Here is a 25,819-nt window from a genome sequence, read left to right on the forward strand (position 1 = left end):
ACTTCGGTTTTCGGCTGTCGCCAACTGCCTTCCCATCGCCAGCGAGCAGGAAACAGAGCCGGGCCGGCGGCTCTCCCGGCCGGCGGCTGGGCCCGCGGCGGTGCCGGAGCCGGGCCGGCGGTGGCCGCTGTGTGGCAGGCCGGATTCGCCGCGACCACTGGGTCGCCGTGGGGATCCTCATCCGGCCGGGGTGATGGTCGCTCACCCGGTTGAGCCGGATGATCGCAGTGGACCGGTGGACTTCCGAGGTATGCGGAAGGGAAGGTCGTGATGAAGCGGATCGTCGAGATCATCCCCGCCCGACCCGGCTGGTACGCGCGTTGGCGTCTGACGCCCGGCGGTACCCGTTGCTACCCGGTCAGCCTGTGGGTCCTGCTTGAGGAGACCGACGGCACCGGCCGGGAGGTGATCGGGGTGGACTGCGTCGGGCAGTGGCCTGGTGCGGACGACAACGAGGCTGGCGGGGAGTTCATCCGCTACCTCTTCCAGACCCCGGAATCGGGAGCGCCGGCGGACGCCGAACAAGCGACGGTGGTGCCAGGGTGAGTAACTGGGCCCCGGCCTGCGGGCGGGCGGGGTAAGAGCGGGCGGGGCCGGGTGGTGGCGGCCCATCCGGTGTGTCGGAACGGGCGTTTCGTTCGAATGTTGAATATTTTTTCGGAACGTCCTCGGCGGTGCTCCCCGGGCACCGAGGATCGGTGGCGGGGATAGACGTACCAGCTGCCTGGGGGCGACAGTATGAGGTTCTCCGTCGTAGACGTCGGTTACGACCAGCGGCAGGTCGATTCCTGCCTGAATGAGCTCGGGGTTCGGTTGAGCCGGTTGGCGGCACGCGCGGCGGGTGCCGCGGGGGCCGGACGGGAGTGGGACGAGATTCGCGAGGAAGCGGCGGGTCTGTGTGGGTTGCTCCAGCGGCTAGACCTCGGCGACGTGGCTCGGCGACCCGCCAACGCAGCTGATCGGGAGACGGCGGAGCGGGAGGCGGCCGAACTGCTCCTCCGAGCGCGACTGGAGTTCGACTCCGCCCGGGAGGAAGCTCGACGGGTGCGTGAGCAGGTCTACACCGAGGCGGTGCAGGCCCGCCGGGAGCTTGAGGCAGCGCTACACGCCCGACAGTGCCGCGCGGCCCGGGCCGACGAGATTCTCGGTGGCTGGGCGAAGGCGGTGCCGGCTGACACGCCGACCGCCGCCTCCGCCGTAGGGCCGGGCCGAGCCGCCCGCTGAGGACAGGCCGCCCGCTGGGGACAGGCCGCCCATTGAGAGGGGACGAGACTCGGTCACGCCAACGCGCCGACGATCGTGGTCGCCCGGGTCTCGTGCTGGGCGTACGCGTCGGGGAAGGCTGAGACCTGGACCGACTGGGCTGCCCAGGCGACGCTCATCTCCTGCCAGCCGGGGATCTGCAGCAGCGCCTGGTAGAACGCCTTGGCCGCGTAGGTCGGAGTCATCAGTTCGGCGATGCTGCCCCAGCCGCTGCTTGAGCGCTGCTGGAACAGGCCGACCGAGTCGTGGTCCCAGCCAACTGCCTCGTGCGGGTAGTTCTGTGACTCCGGCACGCCGCCGTTGGCGTAGTTGAGCAAGGTGCTTTCCTGCATCGCGGTGGCGATGGCGACGATCAAACCACGACGCGGGATGTTCAGCTCGGTCCCAACATCGACAATTGTCTTTGCATTGTCCATCTGGGTCTGGGTGAGCCCGGCCACCGGTTGGGGCGGTGCGGGCTGGCTGGGCGTGGGCTCCGCCTCCTCTTCCTCCTCTTCCGCCTCCGCGGTCGGGCTGGCGGTTTCGGTCGGGCTGGGGCTCGCCGGGGTGGGGGTGGCGTCGGTGCGGAAGAGGGAGCGGGAGGAGCGTTCGGCGGCCTCAACCCGTTCCGCTGCCGCTTCGGCGACCGGGGTCTGCTCCGGCTGTTCGGGGGTCTGCCGTAGCCCGATGTAGGTGGCCGCGCCGAGGCAGCAGGTGAGGCCGGTGGCGAGAGCGACCCGGGCCGGGGTGGATGCCAGTAGGGCACGTAGCCCGCGGTGAGGGGCGCGGACGGGGGGGATCGGCCGTTCGGCGGAGGTCCTATCGGTTGATTGGGTGGCCGGATCGTCTTGGGTCGTCTGCTGGTCGAAGGTGTCGTCGGGGTGCATCCGCCGAGGCTAGAAAGCGGATCGCTCACTGCCATCGGTCCGATTAGTGGGGCGCGTCACTATTTGCGCCAAAGTTCGGATGGGGTGGATGAGGCCCGGGGAAACCTCACAAACCTCAGCTATCTCTAATATCCGAAATGAGCTATCAAGTACGCCGAAAAGTTACAAGTTTCCGATCTTGCCGGGTGGGTGGAGCCGAGCGTGAGGCCCTCCTCCGAAAGGATGAACATAGGTGGGGCGTACGGCTGTTCGCGGGGTCGGTCAGGGTGCTGATCCGACTCTCCGGCTCGCTGTGAGCTGTCTCAGTGCCGGCCGTTGTCGGTCAGCGCCACCGTCAGGTGATGTCGGCTCGCATCCTCGGTGGAGAAGGGCCAGAGTCGGTCCGCGTGTTCTACCAGGTCCGCCAGTTGTTGGCGGGTCAGTCCGGCCGACGAGATGGAGGCGCTCACGTCGGCTCGGTAGCGGCCGTCGTCGTCTCGACCGAGCTTCGCCTCGGCCCGTACCTGGACCGTGTGTGCCTCGTCGGTGATTTCGCCGGCTGCCTCCACCGCGGCGTGGTGTAGGCAGGAGGCGAAGGCGGCAGCGAGCAACTGCGACGGGCTCAGCCCGGTGCAGTGCGGAGCCAGTGGGGATGCCAGGGCGGTGGAGAGCCCACCATCCTCGGTCCGGACGTGTCCGCCCTCCGCTGTTGCGGTGGCTGTCTCGTTCAGCCAGGAGCTGTGGGCCATCGCGTTCCTCCCGTCACTGGCCCGGGGGTACCCAGCTCTCGGCCCGCGAAACCGTGTTCCGGGCATGGGAGAGAAGCTCAGAAGCGGTGTTCCGGGCACGGGAGAGAAGCTCAGGGGCGGGCTGGCTTGACCCCGCCGGTCCGCTTCGGGGCCTTCCGGAGAATGTCCGAGTAGCCTGCACAGCGGAGGCACAGGAACCGCACAACCGCCCTACAGCGTGGGCATCCAGGATGAGGCCATGATGACCAACGAGCAGGTGGGGCCAGCACGGGCTGACCTCCGCCGCCCCGACGGCCAGCCCGTGCGTGTCCTGGTCGTTGACGACGAGTCCACCCTGTCTGACCTGCTGTCGATGGCGCTGCGCTACGAGGGTTGGCAGGTGCGGACCGCCGGCAATGGGGCGGCGGCGTTGAGTACGGCCCGACAGTTCCAGCCGGACGCCGTGGTTCTCGACGTGATGCTGCCCGACCTGGACGGCTTCGCGGTGCTGCGTCGCCTGCGCGAGGTGGCTCCGACTGTGCCGGTGCTCTTCCTGACCGCACGGGATGCGGTCGAGGACCGGATCGCCGGGTTGACCGTCGGCGGTGATGACTATGTGACCAAGCCGTTCAGCCTGGAAGAGGTGATCGCCCGCCTGCGGGCGCTGCTGCGTCGCTCCGGCTTCGCGATCGCCGCCCGGCAGGAGGCGGTGCTCACCGTCGGTGACCTTTCCCTTGACGAGGACAGCCACGAGGTGAGTCGGGGCGGGCAGTTGATCACACTCACCGCCACCGAGTTCGAGTTGCTGCGTTATCTCATGCGTAACCCGCGCCGGGTGCTCAGCAAGGCGCAGATCCTGGACCGGGTGTGGAACTACGACTTCGGGGGTCAGGCCAACGTGGTCGAGCTGTATATCTCGTACCTGCGCAAGAAGATCGACGTCGGCCGCGCGCCGATGATTCACACCCTGCGCGGGGCGGGCTATGTGCTCAAGCCCGCCGACTGAACGGGTCGGCCGGCGACGATGGCTGGCCGGTCGGTCCCTGTGGACGCGGCTGGTGGTTATCCTGGTTGCCCTGCTGGCCGTGGTCAGCGTCGGTATCGGCAGCATCACCACCGTCGCCCTGCGGGACTTCCTGACCGACCGGATCGACCGGCAGCTCAGACTCGACGCGGGACCTCGCCGCTTCGTTTCGTCTCCGCCTCGCCCCACCAAGGAGGAGCTGGAGGTTTCGCCGGGCATGGAAGTGGGCTCCGTCGTCGCGCAGCTTCGCGATGGCCGGGTGGTCGAGGCCCGAATCCAGACCGAGGCGCGGGAGGGCGGGGAATGGATCCCGTCTGAGAAGGTGGCGGCGCTGGGCGTACTGCTGCCAAACGCCGGCCCCCGCACCGTGGACCTGGGCGGTCTGGGGGAGTACCGGGCCATCGCCCGGCAGTGGGGTGACGGCGAGGTGACCGCGTTCGCCCTACCCCTAGCCGAGGTGCAGGAAACGGTGATGCGGATCGTCGTCGCCCAGGCCGGTGTCGCCGGCACCGGGCTCGTCGTCGCCGGCACCACGGGCGCGCTCATGGTCCGGCGTACCCTGCGTCCGCTGCGGCGGGTCGCCGCTACCGCACGCAGCGTCAGTGAACTCCCGTTGGACCGGGGCGAGGTGACGCTGCCGGTCCGGGTGCCAGAACCCGACACCGATCCCCGTACCGAGGTGGGCCAGGTCGGTGCCGCGCTTAATCGGATGCTCGGGCACGTCGCCGCCGCGCTCGCCGCGCGGCAGGCCAGCGAGACGCGGGTACGTCAGTTCGTCGCCGACGCGAGTCACGAACTGCGGACGCCACTGGCCGCCATCCGTGGCTATGCGGAGGTGGCACGGCGCGGTCGGGACCGGGTGCCGCCCGACGTGGCACACGCCCTACGCCGCGTCGAGTCCGAGAGCACCAGGATGACTGGTCTGGTGGAGGACCTGTTGCTGCTCGCCCGGCTCGACTCGGGTCGTCCTCTCGCCGTCGCGCCGGTGGACCTCTCCGCTTTAGTCGTGGACGCGGTCAGCGACGCGCACGTGGCCGGGCCCGAGCACCGTTGGCAACTCGACCTGCCAGAGCAGCAGATCGGCGTGCCGGGTGACGCGGCCCGGCTGCACCAGGTGGTGGCCAACCTGCTGGCCAACGCCCGGGTGCACACCCCGGCCGGCACCACGGTCACCACCAGCCTCGCTGTCGAGCCGGACGCGGCGGTGCTCCGGGTCGCCGATGACGGACCGGGTATCCCGCAGGACCTTCAACCGGAGGTCTTCGAGCGCTTCGCCCGTGGCGACAGCTCGCGGTCACGGTCGCACGGCAGTACCGGGTTGGGGCTCGCCATCGTCGCGGCCGTGGTGGACGCCCACCACGGAGCGGTGTCGGTACGCAGCCAACCCGGCCAGACCGTGTTCACCGTACGGCTGCCGAATTCCACAGCGGAGACATAGCGCACCCATGGGGGCCGTGCAGCCCCGCCGGCCAGGCTTTCCGCCATGGACAGAACCGAGACGACCTACGGGACCCATGCGGCCGCTCCGGCGGTGGGCGTCGCCCGAACGGCGTCGACAGAACCGGAGGCGCAGCCGGACTCCACCCCACATCAGCCGGCCCGCTGGGCTCTCCCCTGCCTCGGCGGGCTGTTGCTCGCTACCGCCGGGCTCTACCTGTGGGGGCTCGACGTCTCCGGCTGGGCGAACGCCTACTACTCGGCGGCGGCGCAGGCCGGCGCGCAGAACTGGACCGCCTTCTTCTACGGCTCGTTCGATGCCGCCAACTCCATCACCGTTGACAAGACGCCCGCTGCGCTGTGGTTGATGGCGCTTTCGGTGCGGCTGTTCGGCCTGAACAGCTGGGCGGTGCTGCTGCCGCAGGCGCTGTGCGGGGTGGCCGCGGTCGCGGTGCTCTACGCCACGGTGCGGCGTTGGCACGGCCCGGCAGCAGGGCTGATCGCTGGCGCGGTCCTCGCCGTCACGCCGGTGGCCACGCTGATGTTCCGGTTCAACAACCCGGACGCGTTGCTGGTCCTGCTGCTGGTCGCGGCCGCCTACGCCACCGTCCGGGCGGTCGAGACGGCTGCCACGCGCTGGCTCGTGCTTGCCGGCGTGCTGGTTGGGCTCGGCTTCCTTACGAAGATGCTGCAGGCGTTTCTGGTGGTACCGGTGCTCGCCGGCGTCTATCTGCTGGCCGCGCCGACCGGGCTCGGCCGGCGGATCCGCCAGACCCTGCTGGCCGGCTTCGCAGTCGTGCTGTCGGCCGGATGGTGGGTGGCCATCGTCGAGTTGGTCCCTTCCGGCGCTCGCCCGTATGTCGGCGGCTCGCAGACCGACAGTGTGCTTGAGCTGACCCTCGGCTACAACGGTCTCGGCCGCATCACCGGCCGCGAGGAGGGCAGCGTGGGGCGGCCCGACGGAGGGGGCTTCGGTGACGGGACCGGCCTGCTGCGCATGTTCGACGACCGGGTTGGCGGGCAGATCGCTTGGCTGTTGCCCGCCGCGCTGATCCTGCTCGTGGTCGGCTTGCTGGTGGTCGGGCGGGCTGCGCGGACCGATCGGACTCGCGCCGGGCTGCTGCTTTGGGGCGGCTGGTTGCTAGTCACCGGTGCAATTTTTAGCTTTATGTCCGGAATTTTCCACGAGTACTACACCGTGGCCCTGGCGCCGGCGGTCGGTGCCCTGGTCGGGATCGGTGTCACGCTGCTGTGGCGGGTGCGGTCGGCTCCGCCCGGCACTGTCTGGCGTCGGCAGCCCCACGCCGCTACCGCCATCCTGGCCGGGGTCCTGGCCGTCACCGTGGGATGGTCCTGGCTGCTGCTGGCTCGCAGCCCGGACTGGTATCCGTGGTTGCGTACCACGATCCTGGTGGGCGGCCTCGTGGCGGCGGCGCTGCTGGCGCTCAGTCCTCGGCTGCCTCGATCAGTTGGGGCGGCGGTACTTTCGCTGGGCGCCGCGGCGGCCCTCGCCGGGCCGGTGGCGTACTCGGTGCACGCCGCAGCGACGGCGCACAACGGTGGCGTTCCCACCGCGGGCCCCGCAGTGGCTGGCGGTGTCGGCACCCGACCGGGTGGCCCGGGGGGCGGCCCCGGGACCCCGGGTGGCGGGCAGCCCGCCGGCGTCGGACCGGATCGACAACCCGGTGCGGCGCTCAACGGCCGCCAGCCGGGTCAGTCGGGTCGGCCAGGCCAGTCGGGTCAGTCGGGCCAGTCGGGCCAGCCAGGTCAGCCAGGTCAGTCGGGCCAGTCGGGCCAGTCGGGCCAGCCAGGTCAGCCAGGTCAGTCGGGCCAGTCGGGTCAGCCAGGCCAGCCGGGTCAGTCGGGCCAGTCGGGTCAGCCGGGTGGGCTCGGTCAGGACAACCAGCCGGGCGGTAACGGCGGGCTGTTGGATGCCCGCGTTCCCAGCGCGCAACTGCGCGAGCTCCTCGAACGCGACAGCGACAGCTACACCTGGGTCGCGGCCACGGTGGGTGCGAACAACGCCGCCGGCTACCAGCTGGCCACCGGTGATCCGGTGCTGCCGGTCGGCGGGTTCAACGGCACCGACCCCTCTCCGACCGTCGCGGAGTTCCAGCGCTACGTCACTGACGGAGAGATCCATTGGTTCATCGGCGGGGGTGGCTTCCGGGGCGCCAACGGCGGCAGCTCCGCCTCCTCCGAGATCGCCGCCTGGGTGGCGGAGACGTTCGAGGCGCGAACCGTGGACGGAATCACTATCTACGACCTGAGCAGCAAGGGAGCGGAAGCATGATCGACACAACCGAAGTCCGGGCCACCGGGTGGATCCAGCCTGTCGTTACGGCGCCCATCCTGGACGTGGTGATTCCCGTCTACAACGAGGAGACCGACCTCGGGCCGTGCGTGCGCCGGCTGCACGCACACCTACGCGCGAACGTCCCGTATCCATTCCGGATCACGATCGCGGACAACGCCAGCGTCGATGGCACGCTGGCCGTAGCCCGGTCGCTCGCCGCCGACCTCGCCGGCGTCGAGGTGCTGCATCTGGAGGCCAAGGGGCGTGGGCGGGCGCTTCGGGCCGCCTGGTCGGCCTCACCCGCGCCGGTGCTCGTCTACATGGATGTGGACTTGTCTACTGATCTGGCGGCGTTGCTGCCGCTGGTCGCGCCGCTCATTTCCGGCCACTCGGACCTGGCCATCGGCACCCGGCTTGCCCATACCTCACGGGTGGTTCGGGGCGCGAAGCGGGAGGTGATCTCGCGAGGGTACAACCTGTTGCTGCGGGGCACCCTCGCCGTTCGATTTTCCGATGCCCAGTGCGGGTTCAAGGCGATCCGGGCTGATGTGGCGGCCCAGCTGCTGCCGTTGGTTCGAGACACCGGGTGGTTCTTCGACACCGAGTTGTTGGTGCTGGCCCAGCGGGCCGGCCTCCGCATCCACGAGGTTCCGGTGGACTGGGTGGATGATCCGGATAGTCGGGTGGATGTGTTGGCGACCGCCCTGGCCGACCTGCGTGGCATTGGTCGCCTGGGCCGGGCCCTGTTCACCGGCGCGCTGCCGCTGCGGCAACTGCGTGAGCAGTTCGGACGGGCCCCGCTCGCAGCGCCACCGGCTCGAGTGCCGGTGGGGCTGCCCCGACAGCTGGGCCGGTTCGCCCTGGTCGGGGTGGCCAGCACGGTGGCTTACCTGCTGTTGTACGTCGCCACCCGCGGCGTCCTCGGCGCCCAACCGGCAAACTTGCTGTCGCTGCTGGTCACCGCGGTAGCCAACACAGCGGCGAATCGGCGACTGACCTTCGGGATCACCGGTCGGCGGCGCGCCGGTCGGCATCACCTGCAAGGCCTGGTGGTGTTCGGGCTCGGCCTGGCGTTGACCAGCGGCTCGCTCGCGTTGCTACACGCCGTGGTGGCGGCTCCGACGCGGACGGTGGAGTTGACGGTGCTGGTTGCGGCAAACCTGGCCGCCACGGTGTTGCGGTTCGTGCTGCTCCGCTATGCCATGCATCACCAGCGGGGTGGCTGACGGGCGGGGCTGAATCGCCACCAAATCAGAACACTGGCGTGGTTATCACCCGCATTGCGCCCTTCATGCGCGTACTGTGTCCGAATACATCCTCAGCGTATTGGAGCACCCTCCCCTGTGCGCCCGGTTTGCGGGTCCGAGGGGGCGAGATCGGAAGGAGTGGCCGGTGGATCATCTGGCCTACCTGGACGCGGGATCGGGCAGTCTGATCGTGCAGGCGGTGGTTGGCGGGGCAGCTGGTGTCGCAGTGGCCGGCAAGCTCTACTGGCGACGCTTGGTGGACCGCTTCCGCAAGCAGCCCACCGACCGGCACTGACCGGCATGGCATCTGCGTACCCTGACCTGCGGGCCGAGCCCGCGTCCTTCCGGGACCCGGCGAACCGGGTCTTCCACCGCGGCGACGACGTGCTGCGTGGGTTGGACGAGCGGGCCGCCGCCGACTGGCGGGCCCTCGCCGGCAGCGACTTCTTCGCGGCGCTGCTCGCCGAGGGGAAAGTCTGCGACACCGTCGAGACCAGCCCGGCACCTCCGGGCTGGTCCGCGGTGCTCCGGCACGAACGCATCCCGTTCGTCTCCCACCCGTACGAATGGTCCTACGGCATGCTGCGGGACGCCGCCCTGCTACACCTGGAGATCCTCCAAGCGGCGCTGCCAGGCGGCTTCACCACCAAGGACGGTTCGGCATACAACCTGCAGTGGCGCGGTGCGGAGCCGGTCTTCATCGATATCGGCTCGTTCACCCCGATCCGAGACGGCGAACCCTGGGCCGGCTACCGGCAGTTCTGTCAGACCCTGCTCTATCCGCTGCTCCTCGGTGCCCACCTGGGGCTGGACTTTCAGCCGCTGCTGCGGGCCCAGGTTGACGGCATCGAGGCGTACCAGATTCGTCGCCTCTTTACCGGCCGTCGCCGCTTTCGCCCCGGCGTACTTACCCACGTCCACCTGCACGACGCGATGCAGCGACGCAATGCCCGCGCCAGCACGGCCGAGGTACGCAACCAGCTACGCGACGCGGGCTACTCCCGTGACCTCGCCGTCGCCACGGTACGCGGTCTGCGGCGCCTCGTCTGCCGGCTGGACCGGCCGCCGCCCGCCAGCCATTGGATCGACTACCAGCGCACCTGCGGCTACACCGCGGAGGACCGGGCCGCCAAGGAGCGCTTCGTCGCCGCGTCGCTGACCGCCGGACCCCCGACCCGGCTGGCGCTCGACCTCGGGGCCAACGACGGCCGGTACGCCCGCTTGGCCGCGCGCCACGCCGAGCATGTTGTCGCCGTCGAACAGGACCCGGGGGTGGTTGACCGGCTCTACCGGGAGCTACGGGCTGAGGGGGAGCGGCGGATCGTACCGCTGGTGATGGATCTGGCCGACCCGTCCCCCGGCGGCGGCTGGCGGGGCGTCGAGCGGGCCTCCTTCGGCGAACGGGCGCGAGCTGATGTCGTCCTCGCCCTGGCCGTGGTCCACCACCTCGCGGTGGGGCGTAACGTCCCGTTGCCGGAGGTGGTCGCGTGGCTGGCCGGTTTCGGTCGGCCGGGTACCCGGCTGGTGGTGGAGTTCGTGCACCCGGAGGATCCGATGGCGCGCCGGCTGCTGGCCAACAAGCCGGAGAACATCTTCCCCCGCTACCGCCGGGACGAGTTCGAGCGGCTGCTCGCCGCCCACGGCCACCTTGAGGAGCGCCTTCACCTGCCGTCGGGTAGTCGGACCTTGTACCGGGTGGTCCTGAGTGGCTGACTCGGGCATCGCGCCCACACCGGATCAACCCGACGGCGCGGCCGGTGCCGCTGATCGACGAGTTGGTGCGGCGGAGGACCCGGCCGGTGCACTGCGGCGTGGCTGGCGAGCGGAGGGCCGTCGGCTGCTGGAGGTCGCCGCTCTGCTCGGGCTCGTGGTCACTCAGCCGTTGTTGGATGTGCTCGGCCGGAGTCCGGACTTCTTTCTCTTCCACCGGGCGAGCCGGGGCGAGATCGTGCAGCTGGTCGTGCTGGTCGCGATCGTGCCGACCGTCGCGCTCGGCGCGCTGGCGGCGATGTCGCGGCTGGCCGGCCGTACCGCCCGGGAGCTGACTCACACGCTGCTCGTAGGGCTGTTGCTTGCCGCACTGGCCGTGCAGGTTGGACGGCACGCGACACCGTTGCGGGGCGTACCGCTGTTGGTGCTGGCGCTGGTCGTCGCAGTGGCTGCGGCGGTGGCCTACCGGCGGTGGCGTGCCCTGGCCCGCGTGCTGCGGGTCGCGGCGCTCGGGCCGGCGGTCTTCGTGGGGCTGTTCCTGCTCGTGTCGCCCACCTCGACGGTGGTGTTGCCGCGTGGTGACGGTGGCGCCGTCGGGCTGGCCCGGACCGGTGGACACCCGCCGGTGGTCCTGTTGATCCTCGACGAGTTGCCGCTCGTGTCCCTGCTCAGTCCGGACGGGCAGATCGACGCGGACCGGTTCCCGCACTTCGCGGAGCTGGCCGCTGGTTCGACCTGGTACCGCAACGCGACTGGGGTCAGCGGTTGGACGCCGTACGCGTTACCGGCCATGCTGACCGGCCGCTACCCGGCCACGGGGGCGGCGCCGCACTATTCGCAGCATCCAGACAACCTGTTCACCGCCTTCAGCGGGCTGTACGACATCCGTGCCGAGGAGAGCATCACCCGGCTCTGCCCGCCGAGCCGCTGTGAGACGCCGCCGGGCCGGGAGCAGGGGGTGGGGGTACTGGCTCGGGAGAGTGCCAAGTTGCTGGCCCGAATATCCGCGCCGACGGAGAGCCGGGTTGACCCGGCGGACTCCTACCGGGAGCAGACCGCCGCTGAGGCTGGCATCGACGCCGCCGAGCCGATCCCGGAGGATCCGAAGTTTCGCTGGGACCGGCTCAACGACAACCAGCCGGCCCGGTTCAGTAGTTTCCTCGCCGGACTCCAGCCGTCGGACCGGCCTACCCTGCACTTCCTGCACCTGCTGATGCCGCATTCGCCGTGGGCGTACCTGCCCTCGGGGGTGCGCTACACGGCGCCAGAGGACTTCCCGAACGAGGGGGAGGGCTGGGTGGAGTTGGCCCGTCAGCGGCATCTGGCCCAGCTCGGCTACACCGACCGGCTGATTGGCGAGACCCTGCGTACGCTGCGCGCCACCGGACTCTACGACGACGCTCTGCTGGTGGTCACCGCCGACCACGGGGTGAGCTTCACCAAGGGAGCACAGGGGCGGGGGATGGGCGCGATCGAGGTCGCCGCCGACGAGGTGGCGTGGGTGCCGCTGTTTGTCAAGTATCCCGGGCAGCGCACCGGCCGGCTCGATGACCGGAACTGGCAGCACGTTGATCTGCTGCCCACTCTCGCCGACGAGGCAGCGATCCGGCTGCCCTGGGCGGTTGATGGCCGGTCGGCGCGGGAAGACCCCCGGGCGCAGGCGAGCAAGGTCTTCTATGACCGGCCTGCCCAGCCGACCCCGATCGGTGGTGGCGTACCCACGGCGGCGCCGCCCGCCGCGCCGCACCCGCTGATTGGCAGCATGGTGCCGGATCAGCCGACGGCAGGGGTGGCCCGGGTCGAGAACCTGGCTGCATTCCGGGAGGTGGATCCGGACCAGGGCATGTTGCCCGCGCTGGTCTGGGGTGACTTGCCCGACGAGATCCCGGACGGCACCCCGCTCGCGGTGGCTGTCAATGACCGGGTCGCCGCCGTGGTTCCGGTGGTTGACCGGGACGAGGGTGGGCGTCGATTCGCCGCCCTGATCGGTGATGACCAGCTTTTTCGGCCGGGAGTGAACCAACTCGGTCTCTTCCTCGTCGCTCCAGAGGGCACGCTGACCCGACTCGCGCTCTCCTGACCTCGGACCCGGGCGCCGGTCCCCGGGTCGGTCGCTTGGCCCGCGGTCGCCCGGCCGCCGGTCCCCGGGCCTTCGGTCGCTTGGCCCGCGGTCGCCCGGCCGCCGGTCCCCGGGCCTTCGGTCGCTTGGCCCGCGGTCGCCCGGCCCGTCCAGTCCGGCCACCCAGGCTTTTTGTGGTGTGCTGCTGTGATTTCAGCCGACATCTGTCGTCCAGTGGTTTCGTTCTGTCCTGTCCTGCCTCGGGCTGCCTCCCTGTCCTGGGATGGGCGATCGGTCCGTGTTTCCTGGTCGGTCGGCCGGGAAATGGGTGACGCATACCTCACCGACGAGCCACCGCGGGCGGTGTCCTGGGAAGCATGAATACGGTAAAAGCGAAGGAAATTCAACGAAGAAGATCTGTCGGCGAAGCGAGGACGCACATGACGGAAGTCAAGCTCGATCACCCCGGTGGGCAGCTGTCGATGCCGGTGAACACGGCGATCGAGGGTCCCGCCGGCATCGGGGTGAGCCAGCTGCTTAAGCAGACCGGGATGACGACCTACGATCCTGGTTTCGTGAATACGGCAGCCTGTTCGTCCGGGATCACCTACATCGACGGCGACGCGGGGATCCTGCGCTACCGTGGCTACCCGATCGAGCAACTGGCGGAGAAGTCCTCCTTCCTGGAGGTCTCGTACCTGCTGACCTACGGTGAGCTGCCCACCCAGCCGCAGCTGACCGAGTTCACCGAGCGGATCCGGCGGCACTCGTTGCTGCACGAGGAGATGCGTCGGTTCTTCGACGGTTTCCCCCGGGATGCGCACCCGATGGCGGTGCTCTCCTCGGCGGTCAGCGCCATCTCCACCTTCTACCAGGACAGTCTCGACCCGTTCGATGACGAGCATGTGGAGATGTCGACGGTCCGGTTGATGGCGAAGGTGCCGACCATCGCCTCGTACGCCTACAAGAAGTCGATCGGCCAGCCGCTGCTGTACCCGGAGAACTCCCTCGGGTACGTGGAGAACTTCCTCCGGATGACCTTCGGTGTGCCGGCCGAGCCGTACGAGGTCGACCCGGTGATGGCTCGGGTGCTGGACATGCTGTTCATCCTGCACGCCGACCACGAGCAGAACTGCTCCACCTCGACCGTACGGCTGGTGGGTTCCAGCAACGCCAACCTCTTCGCCTCGGTCTCGGCCGGGGTGAACGCCCTCTTCGGCCCGCTGCACGGCGGCGCGAACCAGGCCGTGTTGGAGATGCTGGAGACGATCCGGGCCGACGGTGGCGACGTCCGTTCCTTCGTGCGGCGGGTCAAGGACCGGCAGGCCGGTGCGAAGCTGATGGGCTTCGGCCACCGGGTCTACAAGAACTACGACCCCCGGGCCACCATCGTGAAGAAGGCCGCCCAGGACGTGCTCGGCCGAATGTCCAACTCGGACCCGATGCTGGACCTCGCGATGGAGTTGGAGGAGATCGCGCTCGCCGACGACTTCTTCGTCTCCCGCAGGCTCTACCCGAACGTGGACTTCTACACCGGCCTGATCTACAAGGCCATGGGCTTCCCGACGAAGATGTTCACGGTGCTGTTCGCGCTGGGGCGGCTCCCCGGCTGGATCGCCCAGTGGCGTGAGATGATCAAGGACCCGGAGACGAAGATCGGCCGTCCGCGGCAGGTCTACACCGGTGCCGCCCAGCGCGACTACGTCAACCTCGAGCAGCGCTGAGCGGAGCTGAATCGCTAACGCATCCGCCGGCAGTCGTTGACCGTTCAATGACTGTCGGCTCTTTGCGGGTGTCGGGTATGCCCGACACCCGCGGGGCGACGGGGCCAACGGAGGCGCTCGCGCTGGCAAGATCACACGCCTATACGCGCTAATAGCGGGATGTCTTATATCGTGCATGGCGCCACTGGCGCCCAGGGTTTCCCTGTTCTGTCCGCGCTCCAGGCGGCGGGGCAGCGCGCGGTCGCGGCGGTCCGGGACACCACCACGGTGTCGGACGGATTCGCCTCGACCGCGGTCAACCTGGCGGACGCCGACTCGTTGGCGGCGGCCTACACCGGTGCGGACGGTGTGTTCGTCCACCTTCCGCTGGGGGCACCAACCGATCTGCAAATCTATGCCAAAGCGGTCGCCGCGGCAGTCGCGATGGCCCGACCGCACCGCGTGGTCATCTCCACCAGCGGTCAAGTCGTCGACCAGCCGGGAACGCCGCTGCAAGCCGCGCCGGAGACTCCGGTCGTCCGGCTCATCCGCGACATCGAGGCGAGTGGTATCCCGACAGCGGTCGTCGCTCCCCGCCTCTACCTGGAGAATCTGCTGCTGCCCGTCGTCGTGGGGCCCGTGCGGGAGGAGGGGGTCCTGCGCTACCCGCTTCCGGAGAACTTCGCCGTGTCGTGGAGTTCCCACCTGGACGTCGCGGACGTCGTCACCCGGCTGCTGACCGACGAGACCGTTACCACCGGTACGGTCGCGGTCGGGCATCGGCCGGGGCTGACGGGGGCGGACCTGGCCGCGGGATTCTCCGCCTATCTCGGGGCGGATGTGCGCTACGAGGCCATCACGCCAGCCGCGTTCGGCGATCTCATCACCCCGCTCTTCGGAGCCGGTGCCAGCGCCGGCGTGGTGGGCCTGTACGAGCTGTTGAACGCCCAGGCCGGGAACACCGTCGCCGAGGAGAACAGCGCCCAGCGGCTGCTTGGCCTCGCCCCACGTTCCGTCACCGACTGGCTCACGCAGGTACGCGCCTGAGTCGAGGCGGTACGGAGTCCCCGCGCCGCTCGGCCCGCTGCACCACCCCGTCCCGAAAGAGGTGACACCCTGCTGGAGGGGCGGGGCTCAGCGTGCGCGATCACGCCACCGGCAGCACGAGAGCTGCCGGTGGCGTACTTTGCCGGTCGCCGCTACGGGCGTATCTGAGCTACCCCGCCGGCGGCCGATGCTGTTCGTTGCCGTGCGGCCTCATACAGCACGACAGTCGCCGCCGCGGCCGCGTTCAGGGAGCTGGCGGCGCCGGTGATCGGGATCCGTACCGTTCGGTCGCAGGACTGCCGCCAGGCCGTGCTGAGTCCGCGCGTCTCGTTCCCCACCGCGATGATTTTCGGGCCGGTGAGGTCGTGCGCGGCGATCTCCACCTCGCCGTGTTCGTCAGTTCCGACGATCTCGATGGGGATGTGCGTGGCGCGCAGCGCCTCGGCCCAGTCCAGTACCGCACGGTGGCTCGGCACGCGCACCACGGGCACGGTGAACAGTGAACCGGTACTCGCACGCACGGACTTCGGGTCATAGGGGTCAGCGGCATGCCCGGTGATGACTACCCCGGCGGCTCCGAAGGCATCCGCGGACCGGACCAGCGAACCAATGTTGCCGGGAGCGCTTGGTCGGTCGAAGAGCAGCACCAGCATCTCGGCCGTGCAGGGTATCCGCTGCAGTCGGTCCTCGGGGAGCCCGACCACCGCGAGTAGCTCTGGTAACTCCTCGTCCTTGCCCCCGAGCTCACCCAACAGCTCCGGCGACACCGCCACCCGGCTGACCCCGCCGACCCGGTCCAGCAGGTCTCGACTCCATCGGGAGAGGTTCTGCCCGTCGGGATACAGCAGTGCACGGACCTGCCAACCGTGTTCGACGGCGAGGGTGATGGGCCGGACCCCCTGGACTACGAATTCCCCCGCACGTTGGCGTTTGGTGCGATTGGTCAGCAGGGCCTGCCATTGCTGGAAGGTCGCGTTCCGGGTGCTGACCCTGATTGTTCTCGCCACGTGCTCAGTGCCTCCTCGCTACGCGTACCGCTGGCTGTCGGCGCCAGACGGTATGGCGGGTGCTGCCGACAGTGCGGCGCGATGATCTTTCTGCCGGCCAAGCCGAAGGGTGGTCGGGTCGTTCAGGTCCGGCTGTCGGTCGGCTCTGGGGTGGATTCGTCCGCCGTGATCGAGGCGGTGAACCTGGTCAGGAGCCGGGCCAGGTCGCGTCGGTCCGTGACCGTCCACCCGGCGAGGAGGCGCTCGTAGAGCGCATATCGGGCCCGGTGCGTCTGCTCGAGCGCGGCGGCCCCCTGGTCGGTGATCTCCAGGCAACTCCGTCGGCCGTCGTGCTGGGAGGCGATCCGGCGTAGGTAGCCGTTCTGGATGGTCGCCGCCACCACCCGGCTGGCCCGGGACGGATCGATGCCGAGCCGCTCGGCCACCACACCAACCGTGACGCCTTCCTGCCTCTCGTCGGGCCCCTCATCGACGGCGTCAACCGCGGCGATCTGGTTCAGGTCGATGTGTGGCTCGTCCTTTGCGGCGATCTGGCCCAGTACTCGTTGGGTCTGCCGGCGACGGATTTTGATCATGGCCCGTTCGATGGCGATCAGTGCCGGGTCGGGTTCCTCGATCGCCGGCTGGGGCGTCAGTTCGGTCGCTGACATTTCCACATCTTACTACTTCCACAGCTGCGGGCAGCAAGTCTATGCTTTGTGCATCTAGTTGCTGACAGCATCCTTTACCAGTGGACCGGGGAGCGCCGAGTTGGAGGCAGTCCCCCTCGGCGCCGTCGTCCACATGTCCCTGGTCACCTCGTTGGCGGGCTGGGCCCTCCTGGCGGTACTGGAGCGACTAACCCGGCTGGCCCGTACCGCCTGGACGGTGATCGCCCTGAGTGTATTGGTCATCTCCTACGGCGGCCCGCTGCTCGGCGCCGGCATCCCCACCGGCTCCCGGATCACCCTGGCGCTAATGCACACCACTGTCGCGGCGGTCCTCATTCCCGTGTTCCGCAGCACCTCTCCGACAGTCGCTGCGCGGTAGTCCGAATCCGACCGGGGCGGTCAGGGGATGGGCCACTCGTGGGCCGGTCGATTGCTGTGCATCAGGTCCACGTAGTGGCGAACCACCTCGCGCAGCGCCTCGGGCCGGCCCAGGCGGTCGGCGGACTCAAGGCGGTTCAGGGTGGCGACCTGCCAGCTCGCCCCGTTGCGGCCGCTGAGGCAGCGCTGCTCGATGATTCCGAGCAGCCGATCCCGCTCGGTCGGGTCCATTCCCCAGCGATCCAGCCCGTGGTGGGCCAGCGGCAGTAGTCGGCGGAGCACCAACTCGGTGACGGGTAGGTAGCCGAGGCCCGGCCAGAAGACCTGTGCGTCGATGCCGTGCCGAGCGCCGGTGGTGAAGTTCTCCTCGGCGGCGTTGAATGACATCTGCGACCACAGCGGGCGGTCACTCTCGGCCAGCGCCCGGACGAGGCCGAAGAAGAATGCCCCGTTGGCGACGGTGTCTACCACAGTGGGCCCAGCCGGTAGCACGCGGTTCTCCAGTCGCAGCTCTGGCCGGCCTGCCAGGACGTCGTACCTCGGCCGGTTCCACCGGTAGATGGTGCCGTTGTGCAGGCGTAGCTCGGCCAGCTGAGGCACGGCACCCGCCGCCAGCGCGTCGGCTGGGTCCTCCGGGTCGCAGACCGGCAACAGCGCGGGGAAGTAGCGGACGTTCTCGTCAAAGAGGTCGAAGACGGTGGTGATCCAGCGTTCCCCGAACCACACCCGGGGACGGACGCCCTGTGCCTTGATTTCTTCTGCGCGGGTGTCGGTCGCCTGTTCGAACAGCGGGATCCGCGTCTCCCGCCACAGCTCCCGGCCGAAGAAAAGCGGTGCGTTGGCACCCAACGCGACCTGAACGCCGGCGATCGCCTGCGCCGCGTTCCAGTAGTCGGCGAACTGGGCGGGGTTGACCTGGAGGTGGAACTGGGCGCTGGTGCAGGCCGCCTCTGGAGTGATGGTGTCGACGGTGATCGCCAGCCGCTCCACGCCCCTGATGGCGATTCGCAGATCCTCACCACGGGCGGCGAAGATCTGCTCGTTGAGCAGTTCGAAGCGGGGGTTCGCGGAGAGCGTGGCCGAGGTGAGGTGTTCTGGCCGTAGCGTCGGCAGGATGCCGATCATGACGAGACGGGCGCCGGCGGTGCGTGCCCGGGCGTCGGCGGCGTCGAGGCGCTCGCGCAGCGTCTTCTCGAACTCCAGGGCACCGGCGCCGGGGAGCCGCAGGGGAGCTAGGTTGATCTCCAGGTTGAACTGACCCAGCTCAGTCTGAAAGTCCGGGTCGGCCACGGCGGCCAGCACTGCGGCATTGCGCATCGCGGGCTGGGATGTGTCGTCGATCAGATTGAGCTCGATCTCCAGCCCCGTCGTCAGCCGATCCACATCGAACCGGGAGTCTGGTAGTAGCTCGGCGAAGGCCCGGAGGCAGCGGTGGAGCTTTTCGCGATATCGGGCTCGATCCGCACGGTTGAAGGTCCGCACGTCAACGCTTTCGCCCATGGTCACCGCCCTGTCACCGCTGGCCCGTTACCTGACAGTCGCACAGTGCGTCCAACTGCGGTAGACCTGTTGGTTTCTCCCACCCACCGGTGGGCCGCGACAGGCATTGGTCGATTCATGCGCGGCTTCCGCGGTCGCGTGGACAGAGTGGTTGCCGGGACCGGCTCACCGCAGGCTGGAACAGGCGGCCACCGCGGCCAGCAGTAGCAGGCCCAGGCTGGCCTGGAGGAGGAGCGGTGGCCCGAGATGCGACCAGAGCGTCGCCGTACGCGGGGTGAGCGACTGTCCGGTGGTGAGGTTGGCGATCCGCTCGATCTTGGGCGGAAGCTCGGAGTCGCGCTGGCGGCGTAGGGTGAGTTGCACGTGGTCGGCCGGGTGTAGGGCACTCTGCGGCAGGTGTCCGTGTAGCTCGACCTCGCACAGCCGTCCAGCGGAGTCCCGCAGGCGGACGGGGGTGACCAGGAACTCCGGCCCGTTCCGGAGTTCCTTGAACGTGCGCCGACCGCGGCCGGAACCGGCAGCTGCGAGCTGCTGGAGCAGGGCCAGCAGCATTCTGACCACGCCGGCTGCCACGAGCACCGCCACCAGCACCGGCTGCCCCACCCGTACCGCACGCGGGTAGCCGTCGAGTAACCGGACGACTCGCCCGGTGACGATGCGCGCCGTCGGATGTGTGATCCGTGGGACAGGTAGGTCGCTGTCCATCGCCACCACCCAGGGTCGATCGGTTCCCCGATGGTATCGGCCCCGGTGGGTGAATGGGGGGAATGAAACGTCGGTCACGTGGCGTGGGTCAGGTGACAAGTCAGCCGGCACGGGTAACCGCAGGGTCGAGCTGGAAAGGGGTCGCGCATGCAGCTGTCCTTCCTACGCCCGCTCTATGATCGACCGGGCCCGTGGTGTTCGGTTTACCTGGATGCCTCCGCCGACACCGAGGACGCCCACGCCGCGCTGGATCTGCGCTGGCGCGCGCTCCGGGACCGACTTCAGGAGCAGGGGGCCGACCCGGCGTCGATCGAGGCGATCGATCGGGTGGTTCGGGGGCATGATCCGATGCCGGGTGACTACGGCATCGCGGTCTTCGCTAGCCACGGTCGGGTGGCCTTGTCGGAGTACCTGTCCGCCCCGCCGCTGCGAGACATCGCCGCGGTTGCGTCGTTGCCACACGTGATGCCGCTGCTGGCCCAGCGGGGCGAGCAGGTGGCCTGGGTGCGGGTGATCGCCGACCGGACCGGAGCGGACGCGATGGCGGTCAGTGCGGGGGGCGTGCCCCGGCACGCCCATGTGCAGGGCCGGCAGGACTACCAACTGCGCCGCGTACGGCCGGGCGGTTGGTCCCAGTCCCGCTATCAGCGGGCTGCGATGGAGGCCTGGCACCGCAACGCGGGTGACATCGCCGCCGCCGCCGCGGAGCTGGCCGAGCAGGTACGGGCCGACGTGGTGGTGGTGTCCGGAGATGTGCGGGCCACCGGTGTGATCGCCGCGCAACTGCCGGAACGCTGGCAGGAGGTGCTGGTCCGTACCGATGCCGGCAAGCGAGCCGACGGCGCCGACCACACCCAGTTGGATGATCTGACCGTGCAGACCATCGCCGAGGTGGCCGACCAGCGGGTCAACACCGCTCTGGACCGCTTCGGCCAGCAGGAGGAGATCGGGTCCGGGCTGAGTGCGGTGGTCTCCGCGCTGCAACGAGACCAGGTCGAGAACCTGCTGATTGTGGACGACCCGTCAGCGACGGGAGAGTTGTGGGTTGGGTCGGATCCCACCCAGATCGCCACTGACCCCGGGCAGCTGTCTGCCATGGCGGTCCGGGACCCGGAGCAGGTACGCGCCGATGCCGCCTTGGTGCGGGCCCTGGTGGGGATGGACGCGGAGTTGACCGTCCTCGGCCCCGACGAGGCCCCGGAGCTGGCCGGCGGGGTGGGCGCGGTACTGCGGTATGTCGATGCCGCCACGCCGGGACGGGACCGCGCCTGAGATGCCACCCAACCATCGGGATTAGCGGGTTAATCCCTAGGAGTAAGGGATGCCCAGTTTGAACCCGATACGGGCGGGAAGCTGGGCTGCGTGGCTAGCGAACGAAGAAAGGTCGGGGTGCGCGCGGGGCGCGCCGGTGGGCTGGCGGGCGACCGCGTCGTCGCAGCCGGCAGCGTCTCCCGGACCCTGGTCGCGGCCACCGCCCGGGCCCTGCGCGGCACCGACTGCGCCGACCTGGGACACCTCAGAGGGATGTCCCGTCTCAGCGGGGCACCGGAACCGGTGCGGCGGGCGGCGGCTGCCCGGGCCGCCGGTCGGGTCGCTCTAACCGTGGGGCAGGCCGCCGAGGTGGACGCCGAGCAGGTGGCCTGTTGGTTCGCCGACCAGTACCCCCACCGCCGCTACCCGGGCGTGCTCCTCGGTTCCCCACACGGCGCGGCAGCGCACCTCGCGGTCGCGCTCGGCGTCCCGTGGCTACCCACGGGCTTCGAGCTGAGCGTCCACTGGCCGCAAGGGGCGGTGGACGGGCCGCAGGCCGCGCTCGATCACGGTGCCGCGCTGGCCGCACGGCTGCTGGTGGCCAACCCCGAACTCCACGTACGGCAGGTGCACTGCCCCGCCAGCCGCGGTGCGTTGGCGGGGGCGACCGTCGCGCTGGCCGCTCGCTGGCGTTGGCTGCCGGCGGCCTACCTCCGGTTGCTGGCCGAGTGCCTGGAGCCCGGGGCGCCGGTGCTGCTGCTCTGCGACGCCCGTACCTGGCCGGTGTTTGACTCCGCCCCCGGGCACAGCTTCCAGGTGGGTTCTCCGGGCAGCGGGTTTGATCCGGTGGACTTCCACCCGGACAGCCCCGCGTTGCGTCAGGTGCTCCACGCGGCTGGAAGCGACGGCGCGCGGTGGTGCCCGCCGGCGGTGGCGGGGGCACCCCGGCTGGCTGAACACGGGGTCGAGCCTGGGTTCGAGCAGTCCGTCCGGGAATGGGGTTCGGTCCACCGGCATCCGTCGCATCGGGTACTCGTGCCAGAACCGGCGGTGTTGAGCGCGGCGACGGCGGACCTGTATCGGCACTGGTTGCGTGCGGCCGGAAAGACCGGCAATCGTCTGGTTGTCGAGTGCGGCCGGCTGCTCGACCCGTGGCAGGTGCTTCGGGCCGGCATGGTGCCCTACTGGTGTGAGAGCGCCACCCGGCGCAGCGTGGAGGGGGTGGAGTGGTGGCTCGCCGGCAGTGAGCCGTTCAGCTCGGTGGACGTACTGCCCGACCCGCCAGGGCTGCGGTCGCCGGCGGTCGCCGGGCTTCCCCAGTGGCTGGCTGTGGCCGGCTTCGGTCGTCGTCGGCGGGTTCTGGATCGGTCGGCGGCCCGGGGCTACCCGGTCACGTCGGTGCCCACCCGTCGGGCGACCGAGGTGCTGCGGGCGCAGTCGTACGACCTGCCGACACCGCCGCCGATGACTGTCGCGGCGGCCCTTGCGGCGCTCCGCGAGGGCGGCTCCCAGCAGGGACTGCTCGTCTCCTGACCTCGAACGCGCCGAAACATCCTCGCGAACCCCGGGTCTCGTGATTGAGTACCTACGGAGCGGGAACACCGCTGGCTGCGGCGGCCGGATCTTGCCGGCGCCCGCTGGCGTCCCAGCCACGAAACCCATTTCCGACCCGGTGCGTGGTGGTGTCACCACGCGCACGACCGGTTTGCCAAATCCGGGCGGGACCTTCCTGAGGGAGGCGCGGATGTTCGGACAGACCACCACAAGTACTCCATCACCGACCGAGCGAGGCCTGGAGGACCTCGACGCGGCAGCTCTGGCGTATGCGGCCCGGATCGAGGGGTTGCCGCCCCAGCGGTGTCAGGAGGCCCGGGACGACCTGGTCCGCTTCGCTTTGCCGTTCGCCGGACGACTGGCCCGTCGGTATCGCGGGCGGGGCGAGCCGCTGGAGGACCTGGAACAGGTCGCGCGGCTCGGGTTGGTGAACGCGGTGGATCGTTACGACCCGGAGCGGGGCTCCTTCACCGCGTATGCGGCGATCACTATCGTTGGTGAGATCAAGCGCCACTTCCGGGACCGTACCTGGGGGGTGCACGTGCCCCGCCGGCTGCGTGACCTCATCCTCGAGGTTGGCCAGGCCACCGCGGCGCTGACCAGCGAGCTGTCTCGGGCACCCACGGTGGCGGAGCTGGCGGCGCGGTTGGAGACGCCGGAGGAGGAGATCCTCGCGGCGCTGGAATCGGCCGCCGGCTACAGTCCGGCGTCGCTCAACGCCCCGGTCGGCGGCGAGAGCTCGGCCGAGTTCGGGGATCTGGTGGGTGAGTCCGACAACGCGCTGGAGTCGGTGGATGATCGGGTTACCGTCAGCGGCCTGCTGCATCGGTTGCCCTGGCGGGAACGGCGGATCCTCGCCATGCGTTTCTACGGCAACCAGACCCAGGCGGAGATCGCCGCCCGCTTCGGCATCTCCCAGATGCACGTGTCCCGGCTGCTCTCTCGGGCGTTGACCTGGCTGCGGCAGGCGATGCTCGCCGACGCGCCGCCGCCGTGGCAGAACGGCGTCGCCGAGGCGGAGACCGGCCGCCCCAGAGCTCGGTGAGAGCCGGCTACTCCGGGTACGGCCGCTGCGCCGCTGTGCTCGCCGTCGTTGACCTTGGCTGCCCCGCCGACCGCTGCGCGCGCCGGATCCCGGGCGAAGGCCGGCCATCCGCGGGCGCCGAGCCGGCTCAGTTCTCGGTGCTCTCACCAGATCCACGAGGATGGCGCCACCGGTCGTTCGGTTCCTGCGGGGCTTCGAGGTCGGTGTTCTCCTCGGGCTCGTCGGTCTCCTCGAAGCTGGGTCGGCGTACGTCCTCCGGCTCCGGCACCTCGACTGGCCGCGCCCCGGACTGCGGGGCGGGGTGGTAGGCCACCGCCTCGCGTGCGCCCACCGCGCCCTCGGCGCTGGGTGGCTCGGGCAGGTGCGGCTCTCGGTGCAGCTCGTCGCGGAGCTTCTGCGGCGGCCGGGTGGTGCGCTGCGGCAGGTCGCGGCCGAGATCGGCGACGAGTGGACCGTACTTGGCGTCAAAGGCCGGGCGCTCCGAGCGGATCCGGGGTATCTGGTCGAAGTTGCGCAGCGGCGGGGGACAGGTCGTCGCCCACTCCAGGGAGTTACCGAAGCCCCATGGGTCGTCCACGTTGACCACGGGTCCGTACCGCCAGGACTTCCAGGCGTTCCAGATGAAGAACAGGGTGGATGCTCCGAGTACGAACGACGAGACGGTGGAGATCATGTTCAGGGTGGTGAACCCATCACCGGGCAGATAGTCGACGTACCGCCGGGGCATTCCCTCATTGCCCAGCCAGTGTTGGACCAGGAAGGTGCCGTGGAAGCTGAGGAACATCGTCCAGAAGTGCACCTTGCCGAGTCGTTCGTCGAGTAGCCGGCCGGTCATTTTCGGGAACCAGAAGTAGATGCCGCCGAAGAAGGCGAAGACCACCGTACCGAAGAGCACGTAGTGGAAGTGCCCTACCACGAAGTAGCTGTCGGTTACGTGGAAGTCCACCGGTGGGCTGGCCAGCAGCACCCCGGTGAGACCGCCGAACAGGAAGGTGACCAGGAAACCGATGGAGAAGAGCATCGGTGTCTCGAAGGTGAGCTGCCCCTTCCACATGGAGCCGATCCAGTTGAAGAACTTCACCCCGGTCGGTACGGCGATCAGGTAGCTCAGGATGCTGAAGAACGGCAGTAGCACCTGACCGGTACCGAACATGTGGTGTGCCCAGACCGCCATGGACAATACGGTGATGGCGCCGGTGGCGAACACCAGTCCGGTGTAGCCGAAGACGGGCTTGCGGGAGAACACCGGGATGATTTCGGTGATGATCCCGAAGAAGGGCACCGCGATGATGTAGACCTCGGGGTGGCCCCAGAACCAGAACAGGTGCTGCCAGAGCAGTGGTCCGCCCGTGGCCGGATCGAAGACGTGTGCCCCCAGCAGCCGGTCGGCGAGCAGGGCGAAGAGCGCGGCGGCCAGCAGGGGGAAGACCAGCAGGATCAGGATGCTGGTGAAGAGCATGTTCCAGGTGAAGATCGGCATTCGGAACATGGTCATGCCGGGGGCCCGGAGAGTGACGATAGTGGTGATCAGGTTGACCGCGGTGAGGATTGTGCCGACCCCGCCGAGGGCGAGGCCGACCAGCACCATGTCGGGGCCGATGCCGGGGGAGTGTTCGGCCTGGCTCAGTGGCGTGTAGGCGAACCAGCCGAAGTCGGCGGATCCGCCCGGGGTCAGGAAACTGCCGAAGAGCAGCAGACCGCCGAAGAGGAAGAGCCAGTAGCCGAAGGCGTTCAGGCGGGGGAACGCGACGTCCGGGGCCCCGATCTGAATCGGGACGATGTAGTTGGCCATCCCCAGCGCCGCCGGGGTGGCGAAGAGCAGCAGCATCGCGAGGGCGTGGGTGGTGAACAACTGGTTGTACTGTTCGGGGGAGAGGAACTGGAGCCCGGGCCGGGCGAGCTCACCCCGGATCAGCATCGCCTCGATGCCGGCCAGCACGAAGAAGCCGAAGGCCGTGATCAGGTAGAGCAGGCCGATCTGCTTGTGGTCGGTGGTGGACAGCCACCGGGCCAGCTTGCTGCCGGGTATCGCCGGCCGTCGTGGGCCCGGGTAGCCGCCAAAGCGCGCCGGCGCCAGGATCGCCGGACCCCGGTCCCGTGGTTCCGTGGTGACCCGCTTGGGCATGGACCCTCACCCCGCTACGACAGATGGGACGGGCGCGGCTACCCGCCCCTCTGACCATGAAACCAGGCGAGAGGGATTATTCAGGCTAGAGCGGCATTTTCCTTCCTCCAGGCCCGAGGTGCCGCGTTCCCCGCCCTGGGCCGCCCTGGTCGCCCCGGTGGGGAAGTCCTCGGTGGCGCTCCTTGACGACGCCGGTGGACCGGGCGGGCCGGGTGAAGATCGGTCCGGTCGCGTACCGTTGCCGC

Annotated in this window: 22 protein-coding genes; 15 read left to right on the forward strand and 7 right to left on the reverse strand. The window is 69.5% G+C overall.

Annotated features, from left to right (window positions below):
• The first annotated feature begins 270 nt into the window (after positions 1 to 270).
• Positions 271 to 546, forward strand: coding sequence for a hypothetical protein (locus SALPAC4_RS0120625; protein WP_018731070.1), 276 nt, complete (start codon positions 271 to 273; stop codon positions 544 to 546).
• 192 nt (positions 547 to 738) lie between these two features.
• On the forward strand, positions 739 to 1,224 hold the full coding sequence (locus SALPAC4_RS0120630) for a hypothetical protein (protein ID WP_019871963.1): 486 nt from the start codon (positions 739 to 741) through the stop codon (positions 1,222 to 1,224).
• A 53-nt stretch (positions 1,225 to 1,277) separates the two neighbouring features.
• On the opposite strand, the gene SALPAC4_RS0120635 is transcribed toward SALPAC4_RS0120630, so the two are convergent.
• Both SALPAC4_RS0120635 and SALPAC4_RS0120640 read right to left on the reverse strand, forming a co-directional pair.
• The gene (locus tag SALPAC4_RS0120635) at positions 1,278 to 2,129 is read right to left on the reverse strand and encodes a hypothetical protein (protein WP_019871964.1); all 852 of its coding nucleotides are present in this window, start codon (positions 2,127 to 2,129) and stop codon (positions 1,278 to 1,280) included.
• A 302-nt stretch (positions 2,130 to 2,431) separates the two neighbouring features.
• Positions 2,432 to 2,857: an OsmC family protein gene (locus SALPAC4_RS0120640; protein WP_018731067.1), complete on the reverse strand. Its 426-nt coding sequence runs from the start codon at positions 2,855 to 2,857 to the stop codon at positions 2,432 to 2,434.
• A 238-nt stretch (positions 2,858 to 3,095) separates the two neighbouring features.
• Here SALPAC4_RS0120640 and SALPAC4_RS0120645 point away from each other — a divergent pair, with 238 nt between their 5' ends.
• The 9 genes from SALPAC4_RS0120645 to SALPAC4_RS0120685 all read left to right on the forward strand — a co-directional run bounded on the left by SALPAC4_RS0120645 (position 3,096) and on the right by SALPAC4_RS0120685 (position 15,359).
• Entirely contained in the window at positions 3,096 to 3,842 is a 747-nt protein-coding gene (locus tag SALPAC4_RS0120645) for a response regulator transcription factor (protein WP_026324186.1), read from the forward strand.
• 22 nt (positions 3,843 to 3,864) lie between these two features.
• Positions 3,865 to 5,298 (forward strand): sensor histidine kinase, encoded by a 1,434-nt coding sequence (locus SALPAC4_RS0120650; protein ID WP_027644927.1) that lies wholly within the window; start codon positions 3,865 to 3,867, stop codon positions 5,296 to 5,298.
• A gap of 45 nt (positions 5,299 to 5,343) precedes the next feature.
• Positions 5,344 to 7,590: a glycosyltransferase family 39 protein gene (locus SALPAC4_RS0120655; protein WP_019871966.1), complete on the forward strand. Its 2,247-nt coding sequence runs from the start codon at positions 5,344 to 5,346 to the stop codon at positions 7,588 to 7,590.
• Positions 7,587 to 8,819, forward strand: coding sequence for a bifunctional glycosyltransferase family 2/GtrA family protein (locus SALPAC4_RS0120660; RefSeq protein WP_019871967.1), 1,233 nt, complete (start codon positions 7,587 to 7,589; stop codon positions 8,817 to 8,819). Before SALPAC4_RS0120655 ends, SALPAC4_RS0120660 begins: the two co-directional genes overlap by 4 nt.
• 166 nt (positions 8,820 to 8,985) lie before the next feature.
• The gene (locus tag SALPAC4_RS28015) at positions 8,986 to 9,135 is read left to right on the forward strand and encodes a hypothetical protein (protein ID WP_018731062.1); all 150 of its coding nucleotides are present in this window, start codon (positions 8,986 to 8,988) and stop codon (positions 9,133 to 9,135) included.
• 5 nt (positions 9,136 to 9,140) lie between these two features.
• The gene (locus SALPAC4_RS0120670) at positions 9,141 to 10,553 is read left to right on the forward strand and encodes a class I SAM-dependent methyltransferase (RefSeq protein WP_019871968.1); all 1,413 of its coding nucleotides are present in this window, start codon (positions 9,141 to 9,143) and stop codon (positions 10,551 to 10,553) included.
• On the forward strand, positions 10,546 to 12,630 hold the full coding sequence (locus SALPAC4_RS0120675; protein ID WP_019871969.1) for a sulfatase-like hydrolase/transferase: 2,085 nt from the start codon (positions 10,546 to 10,548) through the stop codon (positions 12,628 to 12,630). Before SALPAC4_RS0120670 ends, SALPAC4_RS0120675 begins: the two co-directional genes overlap by 8 nt.
• Before the next feature lie 419 nt (positions 12,631 to 13,049).
• Positions 13,050 to 14,333, forward strand: a complete 1,284-nt coding sequence (locus tag SALPAC4_RS0120680) for a citrate synthase (RefSeq protein ID WP_019871970.1) — start codon at positions 13,050 to 13,052, stop codon at positions 14,331 to 14,333.
• Positions 14,334 to 14,492: 159 nt separating this feature from the next.
• Positions 14,493 to 15,359, forward strand: a complete 867-nt coding sequence (locus tag SALPAC4_RS0120685; RefSeq protein WP_019871971.1) for an NmrA family NAD(P)-binding protein — start codon at positions 14,493 to 14,495, stop codon at positions 15,357 to 15,359.
• 152 nt (positions 15,360 to 15,511) lie between these two features.
• On the opposite strand, the gene SALPAC4_RS0120690 is transcribed toward SALPAC4_RS0120685, so the two are convergent.
• Together SALPAC4_RS0120690 and SALPAC4_RS0120695 are read right to left on the reverse strand one after the other, a co-directional pair.
• A complete protein-coding gene (locus tag SALPAC4_RS0120690) occupies positions 15,512 to 16,366 on the reverse strand; it encodes a TrmH family RNA methyltransferase (protein ID WP_019871972.1) in 855 nt (284 codons plus the stop codon).
• A gap of 122 nt (positions 16,367 to 16,488) precedes the next feature.
• Complete coding sequence (locus SALPAC4_RS0120695; RefSeq protein WP_019871973.1) at positions 16,489 to 17,016, reverse strand: MarR family winged helix-turn-helix transcriptional regulator; 528 nt, start codon at positions 17,014 to 17,016, stop codon at positions 16,489 to 16,491.
• Between the two features lie 100 nt (positions 17,017 to 17,116).
• On the opposite strand from SALPAC4_RS0120695, the gene SALPAC4_RS0120700 reads away from it, so the two are divergent.
• Positions 17,117 to 17,395, forward strand: coding sequence for a DUF6069 family protein (locus SALPAC4_RS0120700; RefSeq protein WP_033665019.1), 279 nt, complete (start codon positions 17,117 to 17,119; stop codon positions 17,393 to 17,395).
• Positions 17,396 to 17,415: 20 nt separating this feature from the next.
• Here SALPAC4_RS0120700 and SALPAC4_RS0120705 read toward each other — a convergent pair whose 3' ends face one another.
• Positions 17,416 to 18,894 carry a hypothetical protein gene (locus SALPAC4_RS0120705; protein WP_020113545.1) on the reverse strand — a complete coding sequence of 493 codons (1,479 nt, stop codon included), beginning with the start codon at positions 18,892 to 18,894 and terminating at the stop codon, positions 17,416 to 17,418.
• 165 nt (positions 18,895 to 19,059) lie between these two features.
• The gene (locus SALPAC4_RS0120710; protein ID WP_019871976.1) at positions 19,060 to 19,608 is read right to left on the reverse strand and encodes a hypothetical protein; all 549 of its coding nucleotides are present in this window, start codon (positions 19,606 to 19,608) and stop codon (positions 19,060 to 19,062) included.
• A gap of 138 nt (positions 19,609 to 19,746) precedes the next feature.
• On the opposite strand from SALPAC4_RS0120710, the gene SALPAC4_RS0120715 reads away from it, so the two are divergent.
• The 3 genes from SALPAC4_RS0120715 to SALPAC4_RS0120725 all read left to right on the forward strand — a co-directional run bounded on the left by SALPAC4_RS0120715 (position 19,747) and on the right by SALPAC4_RS0120725 (position 23,449).
• Entirely contained in the window at positions 19,747 to 20,871 is a 1,125-nt protein-coding gene (locus SALPAC4_RS0120715) for a baeRF2 domain-containing protein (protein WP_019871977.1), read from the forward strand.
• Between the two features lie 117 nt (positions 20,872 to 20,988).
• Complete coding sequence (locus SALPAC4_RS0120720; RefSeq protein WP_019871978.1) at positions 20,989 to 22,383, forward strand: hypothetical protein; 1,395 nt, start codon at positions 20,989 to 20,991, stop codon at positions 22,381 to 22,383.
• 211 nt (positions 22,384 to 22,594) lie between these two features.
• Positions 22,595 to 23,449: a SigB/SigF/SigG family RNA polymerase sigma factor gene (locus SALPAC4_RS0120725; RefSeq protein ID WP_018739629.1), complete on the forward strand. Its 855-nt coding sequence runs from the start codon at positions 22,595 to 22,597 to the stop codon at positions 23,447 to 23,449.
• Between the two features lie 127 nt (positions 23,450 to 23,576).
• Here SALPAC4_RS0120725 and ctaD read toward each other — a convergent pair whose 3' ends face one another.
• Positions 23,577 to 25,574 carry an aa3-type cytochrome oxidase subunit I gene (gene ctaD, locus SALPAC4_RS0120730; protein ID WP_019871980.1) on the reverse strand — a complete coding sequence of 666 codons (1,998 nt, stop codon included), beginning with the start codon at positions 25,572 to 25,574 and terminating at the stop codon, positions 23,577 to 23,579.
• Between the last annotated feature and the right edge of the window lie 245 nt (positions 25,575 to 25,819).

It is taken from the genome of Salinispora oceanensis (genome assembly GCF_000383575.1).
Classification (GTDB): domain Bacteria; phylum Actinomycetota; class Actinomycetes; order Mycobacteriales; family Micromonosporaceae; genus Micromonospora; species Micromonospora oceanensis.